The organism is Streptomyces sp. NBC_01788 (assembly GCF_035917575.1).
Lineage (GTDB): Bacteria > Actinomycetota > Actinomycetes > Streptomycetales > Streptomycetaceae > Streptomyces.
On the sequence record NZ_CP109090.1, the window covers coordinates 494982 to 515242 of the forward strand.

General features: G+C 71.4%; 20 protein-coding genes. 16 read left to right on the plus strand and 4 right to left on the minus strand.

Annotated elements, in window-relative coordinates:
* Positions 1-225 precede the first annotated feature (225 nt).
* Both OIE49_RS02430 and OIE49_RS02435 read left to right on the plus strand, forming a co-directional pair.
* The gene (locus tag OIE49_RS02430) at positions 226-600 is read left to right on the plus strand and encodes a VOC family protein (RefSeq protein WP_326800837.1); all 375 of its coding nucleotides are present in this window, start codon (positions 226-228) and stop codon (positions 598-600) included.
* Positions 601-976: 376 nt separating this feature from the next.
* Positions 977-3361, plus strand: coding sequence for an excinuclease ABC subunit UvrA (locus OIE49_RS02435; protein WP_326800838.1), 2385 nt, complete (start codon positions 977-979; stop codon positions 3359-3361).
* A gap of 270 nt (positions 3362-3631) precedes the next feature.
* Here the strand turns inward: OIE49_RS02435 and OIE49_RS02440 are convergent, their stop codons facing one another.
* The gene (locus OIE49_RS02440; protein ID WP_326800839.1) at positions 3632-4003 is read right to left on the minus strand and encodes a hypothetical protein; all 372 of its coding nucleotides are present in this window, start codon (positions 4001-4003) and stop codon (positions 3632-3634) included.
* Between the two features lie 250 nt (positions 4004-4253).
* Positions 4254-5567 carry a PucR family transcriptional regulator gene (locus OIE49_RS02445; protein ID WP_326800840.1) on the minus strand — a complete coding sequence of 438 codons (1314 nt, stop codon included), beginning with the start codon at positions 5565-5567 and terminating at the stop codon, positions 4254-4256.
* 253 nt (positions 5568-5820) lie between these two features.
* Here OIE49_RS02445 and OIE49_RS02450 point away from each other — a divergent pair, with 253 nt between their 5' ends.
* The 11 genes from OIE49_RS02450 (at position 5821) to OIE49_RS02500 (ending at position 14753) form a co-directional block, all read left to right on the plus strand.
* Entirely contained in the window at positions 5821-7047 is a 1227-nt protein-coding gene (locus tag OIE49_RS02450; RefSeq protein WP_326800841.1) for an acyl-CoA dehydrogenase family protein, read from the plus strand.
* 19 nt (positions 7048-7066) lie between these two features.
* The gene (locus OIE49_RS02455; RefSeq protein WP_326800842.1) at positions 7067-7606 is read left to right on the plus strand and encodes a flavin reductase family protein; all 540 of its coding nucleotides are present in this window, start codon (positions 7067-7069) and stop codon (positions 7604-7606) included.
* A 26-nt stretch (positions 7607-7632) separates the two neighbouring features.
* Positions 7633-8337, plus strand: a complete 705-nt coding sequence (locus OIE49_RS02460; protein ID WP_326800843.1) for an enoyl-CoA hydratase/isomerase family protein — start codon at positions 7633-7635, stop codon at positions 8335-8337.
* Positions 8334-9158, plus strand: coding sequence for a 1-deoxy-D-xylulose-5-phosphate synthase N-terminal domain-containing protein (locus tag OIE49_RS02465; RefSeq protein ID WP_326800844.1), 825 nt, complete (start codon positions 8334-8336; stop codon positions 9156-9158). Before OIE49_RS02460 ends, OIE49_RS02465 begins: the two co-directional genes overlap by 4 nt.
* A complete protein-coding gene (locus tag OIE49_RS02470) occupies positions 9151-10155 on the plus strand; it encodes a transketolase family protein (RefSeq protein ID WP_326800845.1) in 1005 nt (334 codons plus the stop codon). Before OIE49_RS02465 ends, OIE49_RS02470 begins: the two co-directional genes overlap by 8 nt.
* A gap of 38 nt (positions 10156-10193) precedes the next feature.
* Positions 10194-11507: a M24 family metallopeptidase gene (locus OIE49_RS02475; RefSeq protein ID WP_326800846.1), complete on the plus strand. Its 1314-nt coding sequence runs from the start codon at positions 10194-10196 to the stop codon at positions 11505-11507.
* Between the two features lie 2 nt (positions 11508-11509).
* Entirely contained in the window at positions 11510-11818 is a 309-nt protein-coding gene (locus OIE49_RS02480) for a Dabb family protein (protein ID WP_326800847.1), read from the plus strand.
* Positions 11819-12002: 184 nt separating this feature from the next.
* Positions 12003-12875 carry an NAD(P)-dependent oxidoreductase gene (locus OIE49_RS02485; RefSeq protein ID WP_326800848.1) on the plus strand — a complete coding sequence of 291 codons (873 nt, stop codon included), beginning with the start codon at positions 12003-12005 and terminating at the stop codon, positions 12873-12875.
* 182 nt (positions 12876-13057) lie between these two features.
* Positions 13058-13291 (plus strand): hypothetical protein, encoded by a 234-nt coding sequence (locus OIE49_RS02490; protein WP_100568832.1) that lies wholly within the window; start codon positions 13058-13060, stop codon positions 13289-13291.
* A gap of 69 nt (positions 13292-13360) precedes the next feature.
* Positions 13361-14488, plus strand: coding sequence for a CapA family protein (locus tag OIE49_RS02495; RefSeq protein WP_326800849.1), 1128 nt, complete (start codon positions 13361-13363; stop codon positions 14486-14488).
* 73 nt (positions 14489-14561) lie between these two features.
* Entirely contained in the window at positions 14562-14753 is a 192-nt protein-coding gene (locus OIE49_RS02500; RefSeq protein WP_326800850.1) for a hypothetical protein, read from the plus strand.
* On the opposite strand, the gene OIE49_RS02505 is transcribed toward OIE49_RS02500, so the two are convergent.
* A complete protein-coding gene (locus OIE49_RS02505) occupies positions 14725-15732 on the minus strand; it encodes a 1-aminocyclopropane-1-carboxylate deaminase (protein ID WP_326800851.1) in 1008 nt (335 codons plus the stop codon). The two genes, OIE49_RS02500 and OIE49_RS02505, sit on opposite strands and share 29 nt — an antisense overlap.
* Positions 15733-15799: 67 nt before the next feature.
* Entirely contained in the window at positions 15800-16528 is a 729-nt protein-coding gene (locus tag OIE49_RS02510) for a GntR family transcriptional regulator (protein WP_326800852.1), read from the minus strand.
* Positions 16529-16918: 390 nt separating this feature from the next.
* Between OIE49_RS02510 and OIE49_RS02515 the strand changes: the two genes are divergently transcribed.
* The 3 genes from OIE49_RS02515 (at position 16919) to OIE49_RS02525 (ending at position 20244) form a co-directional block, all read left to right on the plus strand.
* On the plus strand, positions 16919-18124 hold the full coding sequence (locus OIE49_RS02515; RefSeq protein WP_326800853.1) for a cytochrome P450: 1206 nt from the start codon (positions 16919-16921) through the stop codon (positions 18122-18124).
* 207 nt (positions 18125-18331) lie between these two features.
* Positions 18332-18952, plus strand: a complete 621-nt coding sequence (locus tag OIE49_RS02520) for an isochorismatase family cysteine hydrolase (RefSeq protein WP_326806119.1) — start codon at positions 18332-18334, stop codon at positions 18950-18952.
* Entirely contained in the window at positions 18949-20244 is a 1296-nt protein-coding gene (locus OIE49_RS02525; protein ID WP_326800854.1) for an MFS transporter, read from the plus strand. Before OIE49_RS02520 ends, OIE49_RS02525 begins: the two co-directional genes overlap by 4 nt.
* Positions 20245-20261: the final 17 nt, after the last annotated feature.

Below are 20261 nucleotides of genomic sequence, written 5' to 3' on the forward strand. Positions count from 1 at the left end.
GAAGGTCACGCATTCGAAATCAGAACTCCCGTCGCCCTGCCACGCACTGCAGCCCCACCCCACGCACCGCAACTGCGACGCTCACTTACACACACCAGAACGTGGGGGCCCAACCACTGTCGAACGACAGCAGCTCACAACCCCCCGGGTTCGGCACGCGGACCTCCCGTGCTCGTGCACCACGACGAGTCCGTTTCCGTGCCGAATCACAGTCAGGTCAGCCGAATGACAGCCACGTTCAACCACACCATCATCGCCTCCAGGGACCGCGAGGAGTCGGCCCGCTTCTTCCGGGAGCTGCTCGAAGTGGGGGCAGCGCCGTCCTGGGGCCCGTTCACCAACGTCCAGCTCGCCGACGGAGTGCTGCTCCAGTTCGCCGAGCCGCCGGTGGAGATCCAGATGCAGCACTACGCGTTCCTGGTCGACGACGACCTGTTCGACCGGGCGTATCAGCGGCTGTGCGACCGCGGCATCGAGCACTGGGCCGATCCTCACCTGCGGCACCCCGGTGAGATCAACCACGAGCACGGCGGTCGAGGGGTCTACCTGAAGGACCCCGCCGGCCACGGGATCGAGCTGATCACCCGCCCGTATCTGTAACCGGGGCGGAGCCCGGCCGGGCACCGGCACCCTGGTGCCCGGCCGGGCGGTCGGCGCGCCCCTGACCGGCAGTACGTGCCCCTGACCGGGCAGGACCCGCTCCGAACCGTCAGGACGTGCCCGGACAGGTCAGGAATCGAGAAGCGCCGGGAACCGGGCCGCCGGTAGCGTGGGCCGAGCCGTCCGGCGATCAGTCCGATGACCTGCGGAAGGGTGCGCAAAGTCGGAATGTGTGGATAATTCCTTGGTTCTCGCGCGGAGCGCGGCCCCGGTGAGCGCCGCCGGACGAGCGTCGCGCCACCTCGGCCGGCACCGCCGCTCAGGCGGACACCCACCGTCGCCGCGAAGGCGGCACAGCCTCACAGATGGAGACACGATGAGCAACGCCACGGACACGCCGTCGCCCGCGGCACACGCTGCCGACAGCCACGACATGATCCGCGTGCTCGGCGCACGCGAGAACAACCTCAAGGACGTCAGCATCGAGATCCCGAAGCGGCGTCTGACGGTGTTCACCGGTGTCTCCGGCTCGGGCAAGAGCTCACTCGTCTTCGACACGGTCGCCGCCGAGTCGCAGCGGCTGATCAACGAAACCTACAGCGCGTTCGTGCAGGGCTTCATGCCGACCCTGGCCCGCCCCGAGGTAGACGTCCTCGACGGGCTGACCACCGCGATCATCGTCGACCAGCAGCGGATGGGAGGCGACCCGCGTTCCACGGTGGGCACCGCCACCGACGCCAACGCGATGCTGCGCATCCTCTTCAGCCGGCTCGGACAGCCGCACATCGGCTCCCCCAAGGCGTTCTCCTTCAACGTGCCCTCGATCAGCGGAGCGGGCGCGGTCACCGTGGAACGCGCCGGAAAGACCGTGAAGGAGCGGCGCAGTTTCAGCATCACCGGCGGCATGTGCCCGCGCTGCGAGGGCCGTGGCACGGTCTCCGACGTCGACCTCACCCAGCTCTACGAGGACTCCAAGTCGCTCACCGAGGGCGCGCTGACCATCCCCGGCTACAAGCCGGGCGGCTGGAACTACCGGCTCTACAGCGAGTCCGGCTTCTTCGACGCGGACAAGCCGATCCGGAAGTACACCGAGCAGGAGCTGCACGACTTCCTGCACCGCGAGCCGACCCGGATGAAGATCGCGGGCATCAACATGACCTACGAGGGTCTGATCCCGAGGATCCAGAAGTCGATGCTCTCCAAGGACCGGGAGGCGATGCAGCCGCACATCAGGGAGTTCGTGGACCGGGCGATCACCTTCACCGACTGCCCCGAGTGCGGGGGCACCCGGCTCAGCGAGGCGGCCCGGTCGTCGCGGATCGGCGGGACCAGCATCGCCGACGCCTGCGCGATGCAGATCAGCGATCTGGCCGCATGGGTCCGCGGCCTGGACGAGCCGTCGATGGCACCGCTGCTTGCCACGCTGCAGCAGACCCTCGACTCGTTCGTGGAGATCGGCCTCGGCTACCTCTCGCTCGACCGCCCGTCGGGCACGCTGTCGGGCGGCGAGGCACAGCGCGTGAAGATGATCCGCCACCTCGGCTCCTCACTGACCGACGTCACCTACGTCTTCGACGAGCCCACCACCGGACTGCACCCGCACGACATCCAGCGGATGAACGACCTGCTGCTGCGGCTGCGTGACAAGGGCAACACCGTGCTCGTCGTGGAGCACAAGCCGGAGACCATCGCGATCGCCGACCACGTCGTCGACCTCGGTCCCGGAGCCGGTACGGCGGGCGGCGCCGTCTGCTTCGAGGGCACCGTCGAGGGGCTGCGGGCCAGCGGCACCCTCACCGGCCGCCACCTCGACGACCGGGCGTCCGTGAAGAAGACGGTGCGCAAGCCGACCGGCACGCTGGAGATCCGTGGCGCCGACGCGCACAATCTGCGGGGCGTCGACGTCGACATCCCGCTCGGCACACTCGTCGTCGTCACCGGCGTGGCCGGTTCCGGCAAGAGCTCGCTGGTGCACGGATCGATCCCGGCCGGCGCGGGCGTGGTGTCGGTCGACCAGGGCGCGATCCGCGGCTCGCGGCGCAGCAACCCGGCGACGTACACCGGACTGCTCGAACCGATCCGCAAGGCGTTCGCCAAGGCCAACGGGGTGAAGCCCGCGCTGTTCAGCGCCAACTCCGAGGGCGCCTGCCCCACGTGCAACGGCGCCGGTGTCATCTACACCGACCTGGCGATGATGGCCGGTGTCGCCACCACCTGCGAGGAGTGCGAGGGCAAGCGGTTCGACGCGTCGGTGCTGGAGTACCACCTCGGCGGCCGCGACATCAGCGAGGTGCTGGCAATGCCGGTGGCCGAGGCCGAGGAGTTCTTCGGCGCCGGGGAGGCCCGCACACCGGCCGCGCACCGCGTCCTGGGCCGGCTCGCCGACGTCGGGCTCGGCTACCTCACCCTGGGACAGCCGCTGACCACGCTGTCCGGCGGCGAGCGGCAGCGGCTCAAGCTGGCGACCCACATGGCCGAGAAGGGCGGCGTCTACGTCCTCGACGAGCCCACCGCGGGTCTGCACCTCGCCGATGTCGAGCACCTGCTGGGCCTGCTCGACCGGCTCGTCGACTCGGGCAAGTCGGTGATCGTCGTCGAGCACCACCAGGCGGTCATGGCGCACGCCGACTGGATCATCGACCTCGGCCCGGGGGCCGGCCACGACGGCGGCCGGGTCGTCTTCGAGGGCACCCCCGCCGATCTGGTCGCCGCGCGTTCCACCCTCACCGGTCAGCACCTCGCGGCGTACGTCGGCGCCTGAGCGGGGCCTTCGAAGCCTCCGTACCGCGTCCGCGGCCGGTGACTTCGGCCGTTGGCGCGGCACGGATGCGGGTCCCGGGGCCTCGTGCGGCTCGTCGTCGATCATGGGGGGCGGCGACCCTCCTCGCACAGCTCACGCAGCCGCGCCGGGGCGTCGCCTCCGGCAGGCGCCGCCAGGCGCGCCGCCCCGGCGGGCCGGGCCCGCCGGGGCGCCGTCCGGCGCGACGGCATGGCCGAGGGGGCCGGCGGTGCGGACCGCCGGCCCCCTCGGTCATGCCGCGAGGGCGCCCGTCCGCAGGGGGCGGCGCGGCGCGACCGGGGTCTCCGCGAGGCCGACGCGGTAGGTGGTCCTGGTGGAGTCGACGAGAGGTTCGCCGAGTGTGATCCGTCCGCTGGAGTGCAGCATGTCGCACAGGTCGGTGGGAAGCGCGACGTAGCAGCTTCCCCGGCCGGTACGGGGCTCGAACGGCTGCCAGTAGCTGTACCTGCGGCGTCCGCCCGCGTGCACGGTGAGGAACACGAGCATGCTCGGGTCGGAGATGATGCGCAGCAGTTCCGCGCCTGAGGGGCTGAGGGGGGCACCGGCACGGCTGTGGGGGTGGCGCAGGACGACGGCGTGGGCCGGGCCGGTTATGGACTGCATCAGCGGTGGCCTTCCTCGAGGCTGGGACTGAAGATCACTTACCCAGCTCGGGCGATGTTGATCTCTCTTTCCCGCGGCATTTTCCAGCATGTCACCGACAACAGGGCGGCGACACGCCGAAGTTGTGTCCAGTCCGCCCCGGCGCGCGTTCCAGATGATCCGTGACGTCCTCGCGGAGAATCCCCCGCGTCTACGTCGTCAACGAGGACGCCAACGCGTTCGGCCCTCGTACCGGCCCGCCCCACGGTGCTCAACTCGCGCCGGGGAACAGCTCGGCGAGCAGCAGCGCGCATCGCAGTTCGGTCGTGGTGTGCCCCTCGGGGAGCAACTCCGCCGCCCGGTTCAGGCGGTAGGAGATCGTGTTGCGGTGCGCGTGCAGTGACTGGGCGGTCTGCGCGATGCTGCGGTCGCTGTCGATGTGCACCGCCAGCGTCCGCCGCAACTCGTCCATCCGCGCGTCGGTTCGGTGCAGCGGTCCCAGCACCGAGTGCGCGAACGCCCGTGCCCGGTGCGGATCGGCGGCGAGCAGCGAGACCAGCTCGACGTCCGGGTAGTCCACGACCTGGCTGCCGGCCGCGCCGAGCCGGGCCACCCGCCGGGCGGCGACCGCCTGCTCGTGCGTGGTGCGGAAGCCGTCCACGCCGACCGCGGGCCGGCCCACCGCGACGCGCAGCGGCGGCGGCAGCGTGGCCTTCGTGTCGAGGACCGCCGGCACGTCGCCCTGGGGGCTGCCGAGCCAGACGTCCACCCGGGTGGCACCGCGCCGGATCACGAGGGGCCCGGACTCGCTGAGCGTGAGACTCGCCAGGGACCCGGCGACGCCATCGAAGTCGAACAGCCGCGCCGTCTCGATGTCGAGCCCCTCGAGCCAAAGGATCAGGCCCACATGGGTCTGCTCCAGCCGGTGGCCGAGATCCTGGTCGGCGTCCTCGGCCGGCCGGCGTGTTCCGCCGAGGATCCGGCGCACCGTCTGCATCCGGGCGCCCTCGGTGCTCTCCTGCCACCGGCGCGCCTCCGCGGCGTAGGCGCGCGTGATCTCGCTGATGAACGCGGACCAGCTCTGGATGACCGCGCGCGTGGCCGCCTGGACCGTCTCCAGGCGCCGCTCGGCCGGGACCAACTGCCCGATGCGGCCGATCAGTTCCTGGATGAGGAACTCCTGCCCGGTGTGCACGTTGCGCACGACCTCTTCGAGCGGGATGCCCTCGGCGACGTAGAACGCGATGTTCTGCGCCGGCTCGCTCGACTTCCCCAGCAGGGTGACGTCCTGTGTCACCAGCGCGGTGAGCGTGTCCAGCGTGCTGGCCTCGGTGGCCCGTCGCAGTGCCTCCCGCTCCTCGTCCGAGCGATCCCCGGGCCAGTCCGTGAGCGTCTCCAGGATGTAGGCCGCCATCCTCCTGCCCGCGTCCACGCCCCAGGCGGTCGCCCGGTCGCCGATCGCCCTGGCGGCTCGGCGCCGTGTGGCCAGTGACGTGACCGGCTCTGTCGCCGTGCCCGGCGAGAGGCGGCGGATCCAGTCGTGCTCCATGGTGCTCTCCTCGGTGCTGGCGGGCACTGTGGCCACATCGAACCACTTCCCTCCCGGTATGAGCACCGGTCCGGTCCCCGGAGCGCGAAGACCTGTTCACCCCGCACAGGACCGGTGACCGGGCTTGTGCCCGGTGCCCCGCCCACCGGCGGGCGGGACCGCCCCGCTCCCCCGGATCCACACCCCCGGCCGGGAACTTTGGGGCCGCTGACCATGGGCCCGGGCACGGCCGCTCGCCCAGAGTCCTCTCCACGAACCATCCATGCGGGCAACCCAACGGGAGTGGGAAATGAGTGTGACCACCCTGGCGAGCGAGGTCGTGTCGCTCCCTTCGGCAACCGGTACCGAGCCGGACACGGAGATCGTCGAGCGTGCCAACGCCCTGCGTGCGCTCATCCGGGAACACGCGGAGCAGGGCAACCGTGAGGGCCGCGTCGTACCGGCCGTGATCGACGCGCTGGCCGGACAGGGCCTGCTGAGCCTCACCGTCCCCCGGCGGTACGGCGGCGCGGAGACGAACTCGCGGACCACCGTCGACGTGCTGGCCGCGCTGGCGCAGGCGGACGGATCCACCGGCTGGTCGGCGATGCTGCTGAACATCGGCAACTGGTTCGCGACCACCTGGCCGGTCAGGGCCCAGGACGAGATCTGGGGCGAGGACCCCGCGAGCCGCTGCTGCGTGGTACTGGCGCCGTCGGCCAAGGGCCGTCGTGTGGAGGGGGGTTGGGTGGTCTCCGGCCGCTGGCCGTACGCCTCCGGGTCGTACGCCGCCAGCCACGCGATCATGGGATTCCTCGCCCCGGAGGAGGACGGCGGCGCCGGCCACGCCCTGGCCGTCCTGCACCCGGGCGAGTGGACGATCGAGCGCTCCTGGTTCCCGATCGGCATGCGGGCGACGGGCAGCGACACCGTGGTCGCCGAGGACGTCTTCGTCCCCGACCACCGCGTCCAGTACTTCGACGACCTGGTCAAGGGCGACTACGCGACCGAGCTCCGCGACCGCGAACCCCGGGCGAACGCCGCGTTCCTGCCGACCGGCACCGTCATCTTCGGCGGCATCCAGATCGGGCTCGGGCGGGCGGCTCTCGAGCACTCCCTGGAGCGGATGAAGGCCAAGGGCGTCGTGGGCACCGCCTACACGCAGACCCGCAACTCCCCCGTGCACCAAGTGGCCGTCGCCCAGGCGATGTCGAAGGTCGACGCGGCCGAACTGCTCGCCCACCGCGCCTGCCGGGACATCGACGTGGCCGCCCTGCGGGGGGAGTACCCCGCGGAACTCGCCCGCGCCCGCGTCCGTCACGACGTCGGCCACATCGTCACGCTCGTCCAGGAGGCCGTGGACGCGCTGCTCAAGGCGGCGGGGTCCAGCAGCTTCATGGAGACCAGCACGCTGGCCCGGCTCTTCCAGGACGTCGGCATGGCCGGCAGCCATGTGCACGCCACCCCCGGCATCGCGGCCGACGTCTACGGCAAGTTGCTGCTCGGCGCCGACGGCCCGCTGCCCCTCCATGTGTGAGCCGGATCGGAGCGATTCCATGACCGCGACCCTTTCCCACCGCGAGACCACCGCCGTGACGCCCGAGCGGTTCCGCCACGTCCTCGGCCACTACCCCACGGGCGTCACCGTGGTGACGGCCCGTACCCCGCAGGGCGACCCGGTCGGCATGACGATCGGCAGCTTCACCTCCATCTCACTCGACCCGGCGCTCGTGGGCTTCTTCCCGGCCAGGACCTCCGGCACCTTCCCGGCGATCCGCGACTTCGGCAGCTTCTGCGTGAACGTCGTCGCGGAACAGCACCACGAGCTCTGCGCACGCTTCGCCGGACCCGCCGGCCGGCGCTTCCAGTCCCTCGCCTGGCGGGAGGCCCCCTCGGGCGCCCCGGTCCTCGACGACGCCCTCGCCTGGATCGACTGCGACATCGAGCAGATCACCGACACCGGCGACCACCACCTCGTGGTGGGCCGGGTGCGGGCGCTGAGCGTCGAGCCGGTGCGGCGGCCGCTGCTGTTCTTCCAGGGCGGACTCGGCTCGTTCCGCCCGCTGACGACCGACGTGAGGAGTGAGGAACGATGAACCGGTCAGTTGCCGGGACGGCCCCCGTGAGCGCCACGAGGCGCGGACCCGCCACCTGGATCGAATGGGACAACGGCGCACGCAACCTGCTCGACCTGGAGGTCACCCGTGCTCTCGTCCGCGTGCTGCGCGAGGCCGACGAGGACAGCGCGTCCTCTGTGATCGTGCTGGCGGGGTCCGCGCGGACGTTCTGCGGCGGCGCCGACCTGGCGAAACTGAAGGCGACCGGAACCGCCCGGGAGTTCGCCGCCGAGGTGATCGAGCTGCTGGGGCTCGTACCGCTGTTGCGCAAACCGGTGCTCGCCGCGGTGCGGGGCGACGCGCTGGCGTCGGGCTTCTCGATCGCGCTGCTCGCCGACGCCTGCGTCGCGGCCGACGACGCGGAGCTGGGCACGGTCGAGGTGGCGGGCGGCGGCTGGCCGATGATCGCCCAGGTTCCCGTGCGGCACCTGCTGCCGGCCAAGCTCGCGACGTACAACCTGGTCACCGGCCGTACGTTCACCGCCGCGCGTCTTGCGGCCCTCGGTGTGCTGGCCGGCACCGCACCCTCCGCCGAGGTCGACCGGCACGTCCAGGAGCTGGCGGAGGCCGCGGCCCGGTCCGGCGCGACGGCCGCGACGGGACGCCGCGCCCTGGCCGAGCTGAGCGTCAACGCGGGTTACGCCGCGGACCTCGACTCCGCCCTGGCCCACTTCGTCGCCATGCTGGGACCGAAGGAGGCCGACGCGTGAGCGCCCTCGACACGGGCACGGCCGTCGGCACCGACGCCGCCGTCGACCTCGCCCGCCGGATCCGGCTGCACGCGGTGCGGATGGTGACCCCGCACGGGTTCGGCTACCTCGGCCAGGCCCTGTCGTCGGCCGAGCAGCTGGCCGTGCTGCACACCCACTGGTTCCGGCAGGGCGTCGACCGCTTCGTCTGCTCCCCCGGGCACTACGTCATCGCCGCGTACGCCGTGGCCCGCGAGACGGGCGTACTCACCGACACGCAGCTCGGCGAGTACGGGCAGGACGGTGCCGACCTGGAGGCGATCGGCACCGAGACCAGTCCCGCCGTCGACCTCACCTGCGGTTCGCTCGCCCAGGGCCTGTCCGGCGCGGCCGGGTTCGCGCTCGCGGACCGGATGCGCGGTCTGGAGGGCTCCCGGCGCACCTTCGTCCTGGTCAGCGACGGGGAGATGCAGGAGGGGCAGATCTGGGAGGCGGCGCTGTTCGCGGGCCATCACCGGCTGCGCGACGTGGTGGTCCTGCTCGACGCGAACGACTCGCAGGTCGACGGCCCGGTCAGCTCGATCACCACGATCGACCCGCTGGTGGACAAGTGGGCGTCGTTCGGCTGGTACGCCGAGGAGGTCGACGGCCACGACACCGCGGCGCTCCGGGCCGCCCTGGGGCGCGTGATCGAGGACGAGCGTCCGGGCGTGGTGGTGGCGCGGACGTCCACGGTGCACGGGCTCGCCTGTCTGCCCGAGGACGCGGACGGGCATTTCATCAAGCTGCCGGCCGAGCTCGCCGCCCGCGCCCTGGCGGAGTTGGAGGACGGCGATGCGTGAGGCCCCCTACCGGACCGAGCTGAAGCCCTACGGCCGCGCGCTCGTGGAACTGGCACGCACCCGCGAGGACATCGTGTGCCTCTCGGGCGACCTGACCCGGCAGTGCGAGGTCGACCTGTTCCAGGGTCTCTTCCCGGAGCGGTTCGTGCACGCGGGCATGGCCGAGGCCAACATGATGTCGATGGCCGGAGCCCTCGCCCGCGAGGGGCTTCAGCCCTGGGTGCACACCTTCGGCGTGTTCGCCACCCGACGGCCCTACGACCAGATCGTCAACGCGATCGCCTATCCCAACCTGCCGGTCCGGATCATCGGCTTCATGCCCGGGATCTCCACCCCGGGCGGGCCCAGCCACCAGGCGATCGAGGACGTCGCGATCATGCGGGCACTGCCGAACATGACCGTGATCGACGTCGCCGACGCGGTGGAGATCCGGCAGGCGGTGCCGCGGATCGCCGATCTTCCCGGCCCGGTCTATCTGCGCCTCAAGCGCGGTGAGATCCCGGTGGTGTTCGACGACGACCACGAGTTCCGCGTCGGAGCGGGCCGGCAGCTCCTGCCCGGCGGCGAGGTCGCCCTGCTCACCAGCGGCATGATGCTGCCCGCCACGCTGCGGGCCGCGGCCGGGCTGCGCGCCCACGGCGTCGACGCCGGTGTCACCAGCCTGCCGACGATCAAGCCCCTCGACCACGGCGCCGTCCTCAGCGCCGTACGAGGTGCCCGCGGCGCGGTGACGGTGGAGAACCACAGTGTCGTCGGCGGACTCGGGTCGAGTGTGGCCGAGGTCCTCGCCGAGGCGGGAGCGGGCGTGCCGCTGCGCCGCATCGGCCTGCGCGACACCTTCGCCGAGGGGTCCAGGACCGGCCCCTACCTGTTCGAGAAGTACGGCCTGTCCGTGCGGGAGATCGTCAAGGCCGCCTGGGAGCTGACCGGCCGCGAGGGGCCGGCCCCCGAGGTCGCCGTGCCCGAGCCGGAGACCGGCGAGTACGCCCCCGTGTGAACGGCAGTTCCCTCCAACCACCGTAGAAAGAGAGCGACATGGCACTGCATGGCATCGCCTCGCCCGGCGCGACCCTCGGCGTCGACTGGGAGGAGCGCGTCGACTTCAAGCGGCTGCGCACCGAACGTCTGGCCCGGGCCCGCGCCGCGCTTGAGGCCTCCGACCTGGGGGCGCTCATCCTGTTCGACCAGAACAACATCCGCTACACCACCGCCACCCACATCGGGAACTGGGCCCGGGACAAGCTGTTCCGCTGCGTGCTGCTCATGCGGGGCGAGGACCCGATCCTGTGGGACATCGGCTCGGCGGCGCGGCAGCACAGGACGCACGCGAGCTGGCTGCCCGAGTCCAGCTGGCAGGCCGGCATCTCCAGCTGGCGCGGTTCCATCCCCGAGAACGTCGGCGTGGAGGCCGGCAACGCCCGGCGGATCGCCGGGCACCTGCAGGAGCGTGGACTGCACCGCGAGCCGATCGGCGTCGACGTCGTCGAGATCCCGGTGCTGCGGGCCCTGGAGGGCGAGGGCCTGCACATCGTCAACGGGCAGGAACTCATGCAGCAGGCCCGCAGGATCAAGACCGCCGACGAGATCGCGCTGCTCGACCACGCGGCGGGCATGGTCGACGCGGCCTACGACGAGCTCTACCGCACCCTGCACGTCGGCATGCGCGAGAACGAGGCCGTGGCCCTGGTCAACCGGGTCCTGTACGAGAACGGCTCGGAGGAGGTCGAGGCGGTCAACGCGATCTCCGGTGAGCGGTGCAGCCCGCATCCCCATGTGTTCAGCGACCGCATGACCCGTCCCGGCGACACCGCCTACTTCGACATCATCCACTCCTTCAACGGCTACCGGACCTGCTACTACCGCACCCTCAACATCGGCAGTTCCAACGCCGCCCAGCGCGACGCCTACCAGCGGGCCCGCGACGCGATCGACCAGGCCATCGCCGCGGTACGCCCCGGCGCGACCACCCGCGACGTGGCCCTGGCCCTGCCCAGCGCCGCCGATCTCGGGTACGCGAGCGAGGAGGAGGCGTTCGGCCTGCAGTACTGCCACGGGGTCGGGCTGTCGGTGTGGGAGCAGCCGCTGATCAGCCGCTACCACTCGCTGGAGCACCCGGTGCCGATCGAGGAGGGCATGGTCTTCGCGCTGGAGACCTACTGGCCCACCAAGGACGGCTCGTCCGCGGCCCGTATCGAGGAGGAGGTGGTGGTGACCGCGGACGGTGCCCGGGTGATCACCCGCTTCCCGGCCGACGAACTGCTGGTGGCCGGCACCCGCTACTGGAACGGCTTCGGCTTCGCCGTCGACTCCGGCGACCGGGCCCCGGCCGGCGACACGGCGAGGAGCTGACCGTGCTGGAACACTACGTGGTCTTCCGGCCCCAGCCCGGCCGGGAGCGGGAGCTGGCCGGCGCGCTCACCGAACTGAGCGAAGGACTGACCGGCGAAGTCCCCGGGATGACGGATCTGACCTGGGGCGACAACACCAATCCGTCCGGCCTCGACCGCGGCTTCACCCACGGCTGCCTGGGCCGGTTCACCGACCGGGAGGCCTTCGAACGCTACTGGGCCCACCCGGCCCACGAGCGGTTCATGCACGTCCTCGACGACATCTGCGAGGACCGGTTCGCGCTCGACTACACGAGCCGGACGAGCGGATGACGACGGCGTTCGGTGGGCGACGGCAACGGGTCCGCTGCGCCGTTCGGTGAGTGAAGGAGTCGGGTCCGGGGCGCGCGGGCGGTCATGACGGGCTGCCGGACGCGTCGGGAGCAGGATGACCGCGACGCGGTACGGCCGAGGGGCCGAACGGAGCGACCGGGGCAACGGGATGGGAGCAACAGGGATGGACGGGATCGGGTTCGTCGGGCTCGGCACGATGGGCCGGCCGATGGCGCGCAGGCTGCTGGCCGCCGGCCACCGCGTGGTGGTGTGGAACAGGTCGCGGCCGGCGGTCGAGGAGCTGTGCGGGGACGGGGCGGAGGCCGCGGCGGACCTCGCGGAGGTGTTCCGGCTCCCCGTCGTGATGAGCGTGCTGTCCGACGACGCCGCCGTCCGATCGCTCATCCTGGACAGCGGGGTGCTGGACGGCGCCGAGTGCCGCGTGCACGTGAACCTCGCGACGGTGTCGGCGGGCTTCGCCGCCGAGGCGGAGCAGCGGCACACGCAACGGGGCATCGGGTACGTGGCGGCGCCGGTCCTCGGCCGGACCGACGTGGCGGCGGCCGGGAAGCTCAACGTCCTGGCCGCCGGTGCCCCGGAGGCACTGGACCTGGCACGGCCCGTACTCGAACCGCTGGCCGCGCGGATCTGGGAACTCGGGACCGATCCGGCACGCGCCAACGTCGTCAAGATCACGGTCAACTTCCTGCTGGCCGCCGCGGTCGAGGCCACCGCGGAGGCGACGTCGCTGGTGGAGTCGTACGGCGTCGACGCCGCCGCGTTCGTCGAGCTGATCGGCGGCACGCTGTTCCCCGGCCCGGTCTACGGCACGTACGGCGGGCTCATGGCCGAACAGCGTTACGAGCCGCCCGGGTTCACCGCGCGGCTCGGGCTGAAGGACGTGGGCCTCGCCCTGTCGGCGGCGCGGCAGCGCGACCTGGCCCTGCCCACCGGCAGCCTGGTGCGGGACGCCCTGCTCGAAGCCGTCGCGGCCGGCTGGTCGGAGCGCGACTGGGCCACGCTCGCCGAGGTCGCCCGGCGCAGGGCGGGCCGCTGACACGCGCGAAAGCCCCACGTCGCGGGGCGTGGGGTCCGTCGGAGTGGTTGTGCCGCGGCGGCCGGTCCGCCCGGTGCCGTTGGTGGAATACGGCTCGGGATGCGCGACCCGGTCCTCGGGACGCGCGACCCGTTCCGACGCCGGGGCACCGGTCCGTCCGGCACAACGAGGAGTGAAGGCTCATGGCAGTGTGCGAGGTCTGCAACAACGACTACGAGATGTCGTTCGAGGTACGCGCGGGGGACGCGGTCCACATCTTCGACAGCCTGGAGTGCGCGGCCCAGCGGATCGCGCCGACGTGCGGCAACTGCGACTGCCGCATCCTCGGCCACGGTCTTCAGGCCGACGGGCGCTTCTTCTGCTGCGCCAACTGCGCGCGCCGGCAGGGAGTCGCCCAGCTCGTCGACCACGCCTGACCTCTCGGCCGGAGGAACACGGCGCGCCCCGCCCACCTCAGTACCCGTCCCGGTCACTACGGTGGGGGTATGCGCGACGGCGTGGTGACGCTGTTCCTGTGCGGCGACGTGATGCTCGGCCGCGGCGTCGACCAGATCCTCCCGTGCCCCGGCGATCCGGTCCTGCGGGAGGCCTGGGTGCGCGACGCCCGGTCGTACGTCGAGCTGGCGGAGGCGGCGAACGGCCCGATCCCCGCTCCGGTCCCACCGCGGTGGCCGTGGGGCGAGGCGCTGCCCGTGCTTGCGGCCGCCGCCCCGGACGTACGGATCGTCAATCTGGAGACGTCCGTGACACGCAGCGGCGCGTTCGCGCCGGAGAAGGAGGTCCACTACCGGATGGCCCCGGGCAACCTGGCCGCCCTGGAAGTGGCCCGGCCCGGCGTATGCGTCCTGGCCAACAACCACACGCTGGACTTCGGCCGTGCGGGGCTGCTGGAGACACTGGACTCCCTGGCGGGTGCGGGACTGCCGGTGGCGGGCGCGGGCCGGAACGCGGAGGAGGCGTTCGCGCCCGCGGCGCACCCGGTGGCGGACGGCGTGCGGGTGCTGGTGTTCTCCCTGGGGACGACGTCCAGCGGCATACCGCGGAGCTGGGCGGCGACGGCGGACCGCGCCGGTGTCGCGTACGTTCCCACGGCGACGGCGGAGGCGGCCGCGGCGGTCGTCGCACGCGTACGGCGGGCGCGGTCCCCGGGCGACATCGTGGTCGTCTCCGTGCACTGGGGGTCCAACTGGGGCTACCACGTCCCCCGGGAGCAGATCCGCTTCGCCCACGCGCTTATCGACGGCGGCGTCGACGTCGTCCACGGGCACTCCTCGCACCACCCGCGCCCCGTTGAGGTGTACCGCGGCCGGCTGATCCTGTACGGCTGCGGCGACTTCATCGACGACTACGAGGGCATCTCCGGCTACGAGGGTTACCGCGACGACCTGCGGATCGCCTACTTCCCCTCGCTCACGGCGGAGACGGGACGGCTCGCGGAGCTGCGCATGGTGGCGCTGCGGGCCCGGCGGATGCGGCTGGAGCCCGCCTCCGGGGAGGAGCGCGCATGGCTGCGGGCGACACTCGCCCGGATCAGCACGGGCGTGGCCATCACCTCGGAGCCGGACGGCACGCTCGCTGCGGAGGATACGGCGACGACCGCGCGGGAGCCGTGAGGCCCCCGCGGTGGCGCTCCCGGCGCCCGCCCGCCGAGCGGCCGGGACCGGGCGCCGGACGTACCTTCGGAACATGGACGAGGTGCCCCGGCGCATCGACCCCTCGACGGACCGGGCCGCCGCGGCGGTCCTGCTCGGCTGCCTGCCCGAAGAGGTCGGCTACTGCCCCCGCTGCCACGGACTGACCCACCGCTACGGGCGGAATGCCCAGGTCCTGTGCCCGGCCTGCAGTGCGGTCAGTGGAAGACGCCGCTGTAGGCGTTGAGGGCGGGCTGGCCGCCCAGGTGGGCATACAGGACGTTCGAACCCTTGGGGATGTCACCGCGCCTGACGAGGTCGATGAGGCCTGCCATGGACTTGCCCTCGTAGACAGGGTCGATGATCATGCCTTCTAGGCGTCCGGTGAGGCGGATGGCGTCCAGGGTGGACTGGACGGGGACGCCGTAGAGGTCGCCGGCCCAGCCCTCCAGGACGGTGATCTCGTCGTCGTGCAAGTCCCGTCCCAGACCTATGAGTTCGGCGGTGTTGCGGGCGATCTTCGCCACCTGGGCGCGGGTCTCGTCGATCTTGGCCGAGGCGTCGATGCCGAGCACCCGGCGGGGCCGGTCCTGGCCCGCGAAACCGGCGATCATGCCCGCGTGCGTGCTGCCGGTGACGCTGCACACCACGATCGTGTCGAAGAAGACCCCGAGTTCCTGTTCCTGCTGCTGGACCTCGTAGGCCCAGTTGGCGAAGCCGAGGCCGCCCAGGGGGTGGTCGGAGGCTCCGGCGGGGATGGCGTACGGCGTGCCGCCTGCGGCGCGGACGTCCTCCAGGGCCTGGTGCCAGCTGTCCTTGAACCCGATGCCGAAGTCCGCCCGGACCAGACGCACGTCGGCGCCCATGACGCGGGACAGCAGGATGTTGCCGACCTTGTCGTTGACCGCGTCCGGCCATTCGACCCAGCTCTCCTGGACCAGGACGGCCTTCAGACCCGCCTTCGCGGCGACCGCGGCCACCTGCCGGGTGTGGTTGGACTGGACGCCGCCGATGGTGACCAGGGTGTCGGCGCCCTCGCGGAGCGCGTCGGGGACCAGGTACTCCAGCTTCCGGGTCTTGTTGCCGCCGAAGGCCAGACCGCTGTTGCAGTCCTCCCGCTTGGCCCAGATACGGGCACCGCCGAGATGGTCACTGAGCCGGTCCAGTGGGTGGACGGGGCTGGGGCCGAACAGCAGGGGGTGGCGCTCGAAGGACTCAAGAGACATCTGGGGCTCCTCGCGGAATCGTCTGCCGGGGGATGTGGGTCCTGCGTGGGGCGTGGGGACTGGTGGATCAGCGCCGAGTGACACCTCGGCCGGGTCCGCCGTCCCGCTCGTCGGTGTCGGCGTCGGTGTCGGTGTCGAGGAGCGCGGTGTCGAGGAGCGGTAGCAGCGTCTGCCAGTTGGCACGGGTGGCGGCCACGGCCCCCTCGGCGTCCCCGGCCTCGCACAGCGCGATGATCCGTTCGTGCTGGGCGACTGAGCCGCGGCCGCTCAGCGAGGAGAAACGCAGCCTCTCCACACGCCGCAGCACCGGCGTGAACTGCTCCAGGACGGTACGGACGGCCGGGTTGGCGCAGGCGGTGACGGCGACGTCGTGGAAGGCGTCGTCGGCGTCGATCGCCGCGTCGACGTCGCCCCGGCGCAGGGCGTCGGCGAAGCGCGCGTTGGCCTCGCGCATGGCGGCCGGCTCGGCGGCGGTCAGGTGGGGCATCGCCTCGCGGACGGCGAGTTCGTGCATGGCCGCCGTCACCGACTGGGCCGCGCGGGCGGCGCGCACGTCCAGGGGGCTGACCATGGTGTAGCGGCCGGGCTTCGTCCGCACCAGGCCGGCCTGCTCCAGACGTGCCAGGGCCTCCCGCACCGGTGTGCGGCTGACGCCCAGCCACTCCACCAGGTCGGTGTCGTTGAGGCGCTCCCCCGGTGCGAGGGTGCCGTCGACGATGGCGTCCCGGATGGCCCGGTAGGCGTTGTCCCGGAGGAGCGACCTGGAGACGAGTCCCCGGCTCTGTGGCACTGGCATGCAATATATTGCACGCTGCATGACGGATAACTGTCAAGAGTGCGCCCGCACGGGTCCTCCCGCGGCCGGCGGCCGGAGCCGCGCGCGGCCCTGTTGACCCACCTGGCTGTATGTGACGGAGCGGGTCACCGTCTCGCGTGTTTCCATCAGCAAGGAGGCGAACGACATGGGGGCCGCGCGTCCCTCGGGGGCCGGGTGCCACCGCCTCCGTCGACTTCCCACCGCCCGGCGGCGGAAGGGCCGCCGCGGTGGCCCGGTGTCGATCGCCGGCGAAGGCCGGCCCGCCTCGTCACCCACTGGGCGGCCGGCGGTGCCGAGGCTCGCCGGTGGCCTTTCGCCGGGCCGTGGACACCACCGATGTCGTACCCCCTGCCCCGAAGGAACCGACTGATGACCACGGACAACGAGACGGCCGTCTGCCCGTTCGACTTCAGCGAGACCCTGGAGTTCGACCCCTCCCTCGAAGACCTGATGTGCCGCGACACCCCCACCCGGATCCGGCTGAGCTACGGCGAGGCGGAGGCCTGGCTGGTCACCGGCTTCGACGGCGTCAAGCAGGTGACCACCGACCAGCGGTTCAGCCGGGCGGCCATCATCGGCCGCGACTACCCCCGGATGACGCCGGAGCCCATCGTGTCGCCCGAGTCGATCAACGTGATGGACCCGCCGTACAGCAGCCGCGTCCGCCATCTGGCGTCACAGGCCTTCACGCAGCCGCGGGTGGAGGCCATGCGCCCCCGGATCGCCCGGCTCGCGGACGATCTGCTGGACACCATGGAGAAGGCGGGACCGCCGGCGGACCTGATCCGGCACCTCTCCGACCCGCTTCCCCAGCACACCGTCCTCGACCTCCTCGGCATCGAGCGGGAGGAGTGGCCCTGGATCCAGAAGGCCGTGCACCAGCTCCTCGTCGTCGGCCCGGACAGCAAGGAGGCCGCGGCGAGCGCCAAGACGGAACTGACGGCCTTCTTCGGCGAGCTCGTCGCACAGCGGCGGAAGTCGCCGGGCAGCGACATCATCAGCGCGATGGCCGCGGCGCGGGACGGCAAGGAGCAGCTCGACGACCGGGAACTGGCGGTCATGACGCTCATGCTGGCGCTCAGCGGCCAGGACACGGCGACCTGCGAGATCAGCGACATCGTGTACCTGCTCCTGACCCGGCCCGAACTGGCGGAACGCCTCAGGAGCCGGCCCGGGGCCCTGACCGACGTGCTGCACGAACTGCTCCGCCACATCCCCTTCCGCAAGGGGGTCGGCATCCCGCGGGTGGCTCTGGAGGACGTGGAACTGGGCGGTGTGACGATCCGGGCGGGCGACTACGTCCACGTGTCGTACCTGACGGCCAATCGTGACCCGGAGCGCTACACGGACCCGCACGACATCGACGTGGACCGGCCGAACGCCCCTCATATGACGTTCGGCTGGGGCGGGCACCGGTGCATCGCGATGCCGTTGGCCATGGCCGAACTCGAAGTGGCCATCGGACGGCTCATGGAGCGCTTCCCGGAGCTGCGGCTCGCGGTGCCGCCGGAGGAGGTGCGCTGGGACACGCAGACGATCAGGCGGTTCCCTCTGGAGCTGCCGGTGGCCTGGTAAGTACGCCCGCCCTGCAGGGGCAACAACGGACGCCGCACGGCCTCGGCCGGCCGGACCGCCGGGGCCCCGGCGCCGCCTCGCGACGGTATAAAGAATTCCTATGACTGGCAGGGTGCGTTTCACGGTTAGGCTCTGGCCCAATCCTCGGGCCATGTTCTCCGGCCTTCCCGTATTCGAAACGCAAGAGGAGTTCATCCGTTGAACGCGATGTGGCGCGTGAACCCGCAGAAGACGGCTCTGCTCGTGATCGACATGCAGAACGACTTTGTTCTCGAGGGATATCCCATGGAAGTGCCGATGGCACGCCGGAGGATACCCCGAATGCAGGAGGTCATCACCGAGTGCCGGGCGGCCGGAATTCCGGTCGTCTACACACAGCACATTCTGCTGGACACCTTCAATGTGTCTCCGCTCGAATCCACCTACAACACGGCACTGCTGAGCGCGGGCATGCGCAAGGGCACGTTCGGCGCGCAGGTCGTCGACGACCTCAAGCCGGAGGCCGACGACGTCGTCGTCGTGAAGCACCGCTACGACGCGTTCCACAACACGCACCTGGAGAACGTGCTGACCAGCATCTCCGGGCTGCGCGAGGTGGACACCGTGATCATCATCGGCACCCTCACCGAGGTCTGCTGCGACTCCACCGCGCGCGGCGCGTACATGCGGGACTTCAAGGTGGCCTTCGTCGGCGACGCCACCGGCGCGCGCAGCGAGGAGGCGCAGGCGGCCACGGAGAACACCATCGGCACGTTCTTCGGCCGGCTGCTCACCACCGGGGAACTGGTCGCGGAAATCCGCGCGGACCGTGAGGGGAGAGCGGCATGAGACCCAGAGAATACGACGTCCGCTACGAACGTCAGGCGGTCGTGCTGCTTTCCCTCGGATTCGGCCTCGTCGGCCTGGACCGCTGGATCATCAGCCCGCTTTTCCCGTCGATGATGAAGGAACTCGGGCTCGACTACCAGGACCTGGGCAACATCATCGGTGTCCTCGGTCTGGCCTGGGGATGTTCCTCCCTTCTCATGGGCGGTCTCTCCGACCGGCTGGGCCGGCGCAAAATCCTGGTCGGCTCGATCGTGTTCTTCTCGGTCTGCTCACTGCTGACGGGACTGGTCGGCGGACTCGTCAGCCTTCTGATGGTGCGGGTCATCATGGGCATCACCGAGGGCGCGTTCACCCCGACCGCGGTGGCCGCCACGGCGGAGGCGTCACGGCCCGAGCGCCGCGGGCTGAACATGGGCATGCAGCAGAGCACGTTCGCCCTGTTCGGCGTCGGCCTGGGCCCGATCATCGCCACCCAGTTGCTGCGGGTCCTGCCGAGCTGGCACTGGGTCTTCGGTCTGATGCTGGTCCCCGGCCTGGTCCTGGCCTGGTTCGTCTTCCGGAGCATCCGAGAACCCCATCAGCTGCCGGCCTTCGAATCCGCCGTCTCCCCCGTCGCCCAGGAAGAGACCCGCTGGCTGGACGTCTTCCGCTACCGGAACATCCGGCTGGCCATCCTCGCCCTGTGCGGCGCGATGACGTGCATCTTCGTGCTGAGCGCCATGGTGCCGAGCTATCTGGTCGACCACCAGGGCATCGGGACCAGCCAGATGGGCGTCATCGCGTCCGGCATCGGATTCGGCGCCTTCGCGGGCCAGCTGGTCATTCCGGGGCTGTCCGACAGGTTCGGCCGCAAGCCCGTGGTCGTCGTGGCGCTGCTGATGGCGATGTGCATGCTGATCGGCTTCATCCTCCAGGGACCGGTGGTGCCGCTGCTGTTCCTGCTGCTGTTCTTCGTCGCCTTCGGGGCCAACGGCTGTCTGGCCCTGCTCGCCGGGACCGTGACCGTGGAGTCCGTCCCCGCCGGTCTGATGGCCGCCGCGGCCGGCACCGTCATGGGTGTCGCGGAGATCTTCGGTGGCGGCGTGGCCCCGTCCGTCGCCGGATACCTGGCCCAGCACCACGGCATCCACACCGTCCTCTATCTGGCGCTCGGCGGACTGCTGATGTGCGTGGTGGCCGCGTCCTTCCTCCAGGAGACGGCGCCGAAGAAGACCGGCCGCACCGGTCACGAGGACGCCGCCGTCACACCGGCCGCGGACGTGCAGCCGGAGCCTGGCCCCGCCGCGCGCTGAGGACCTGCCCGGGAGGC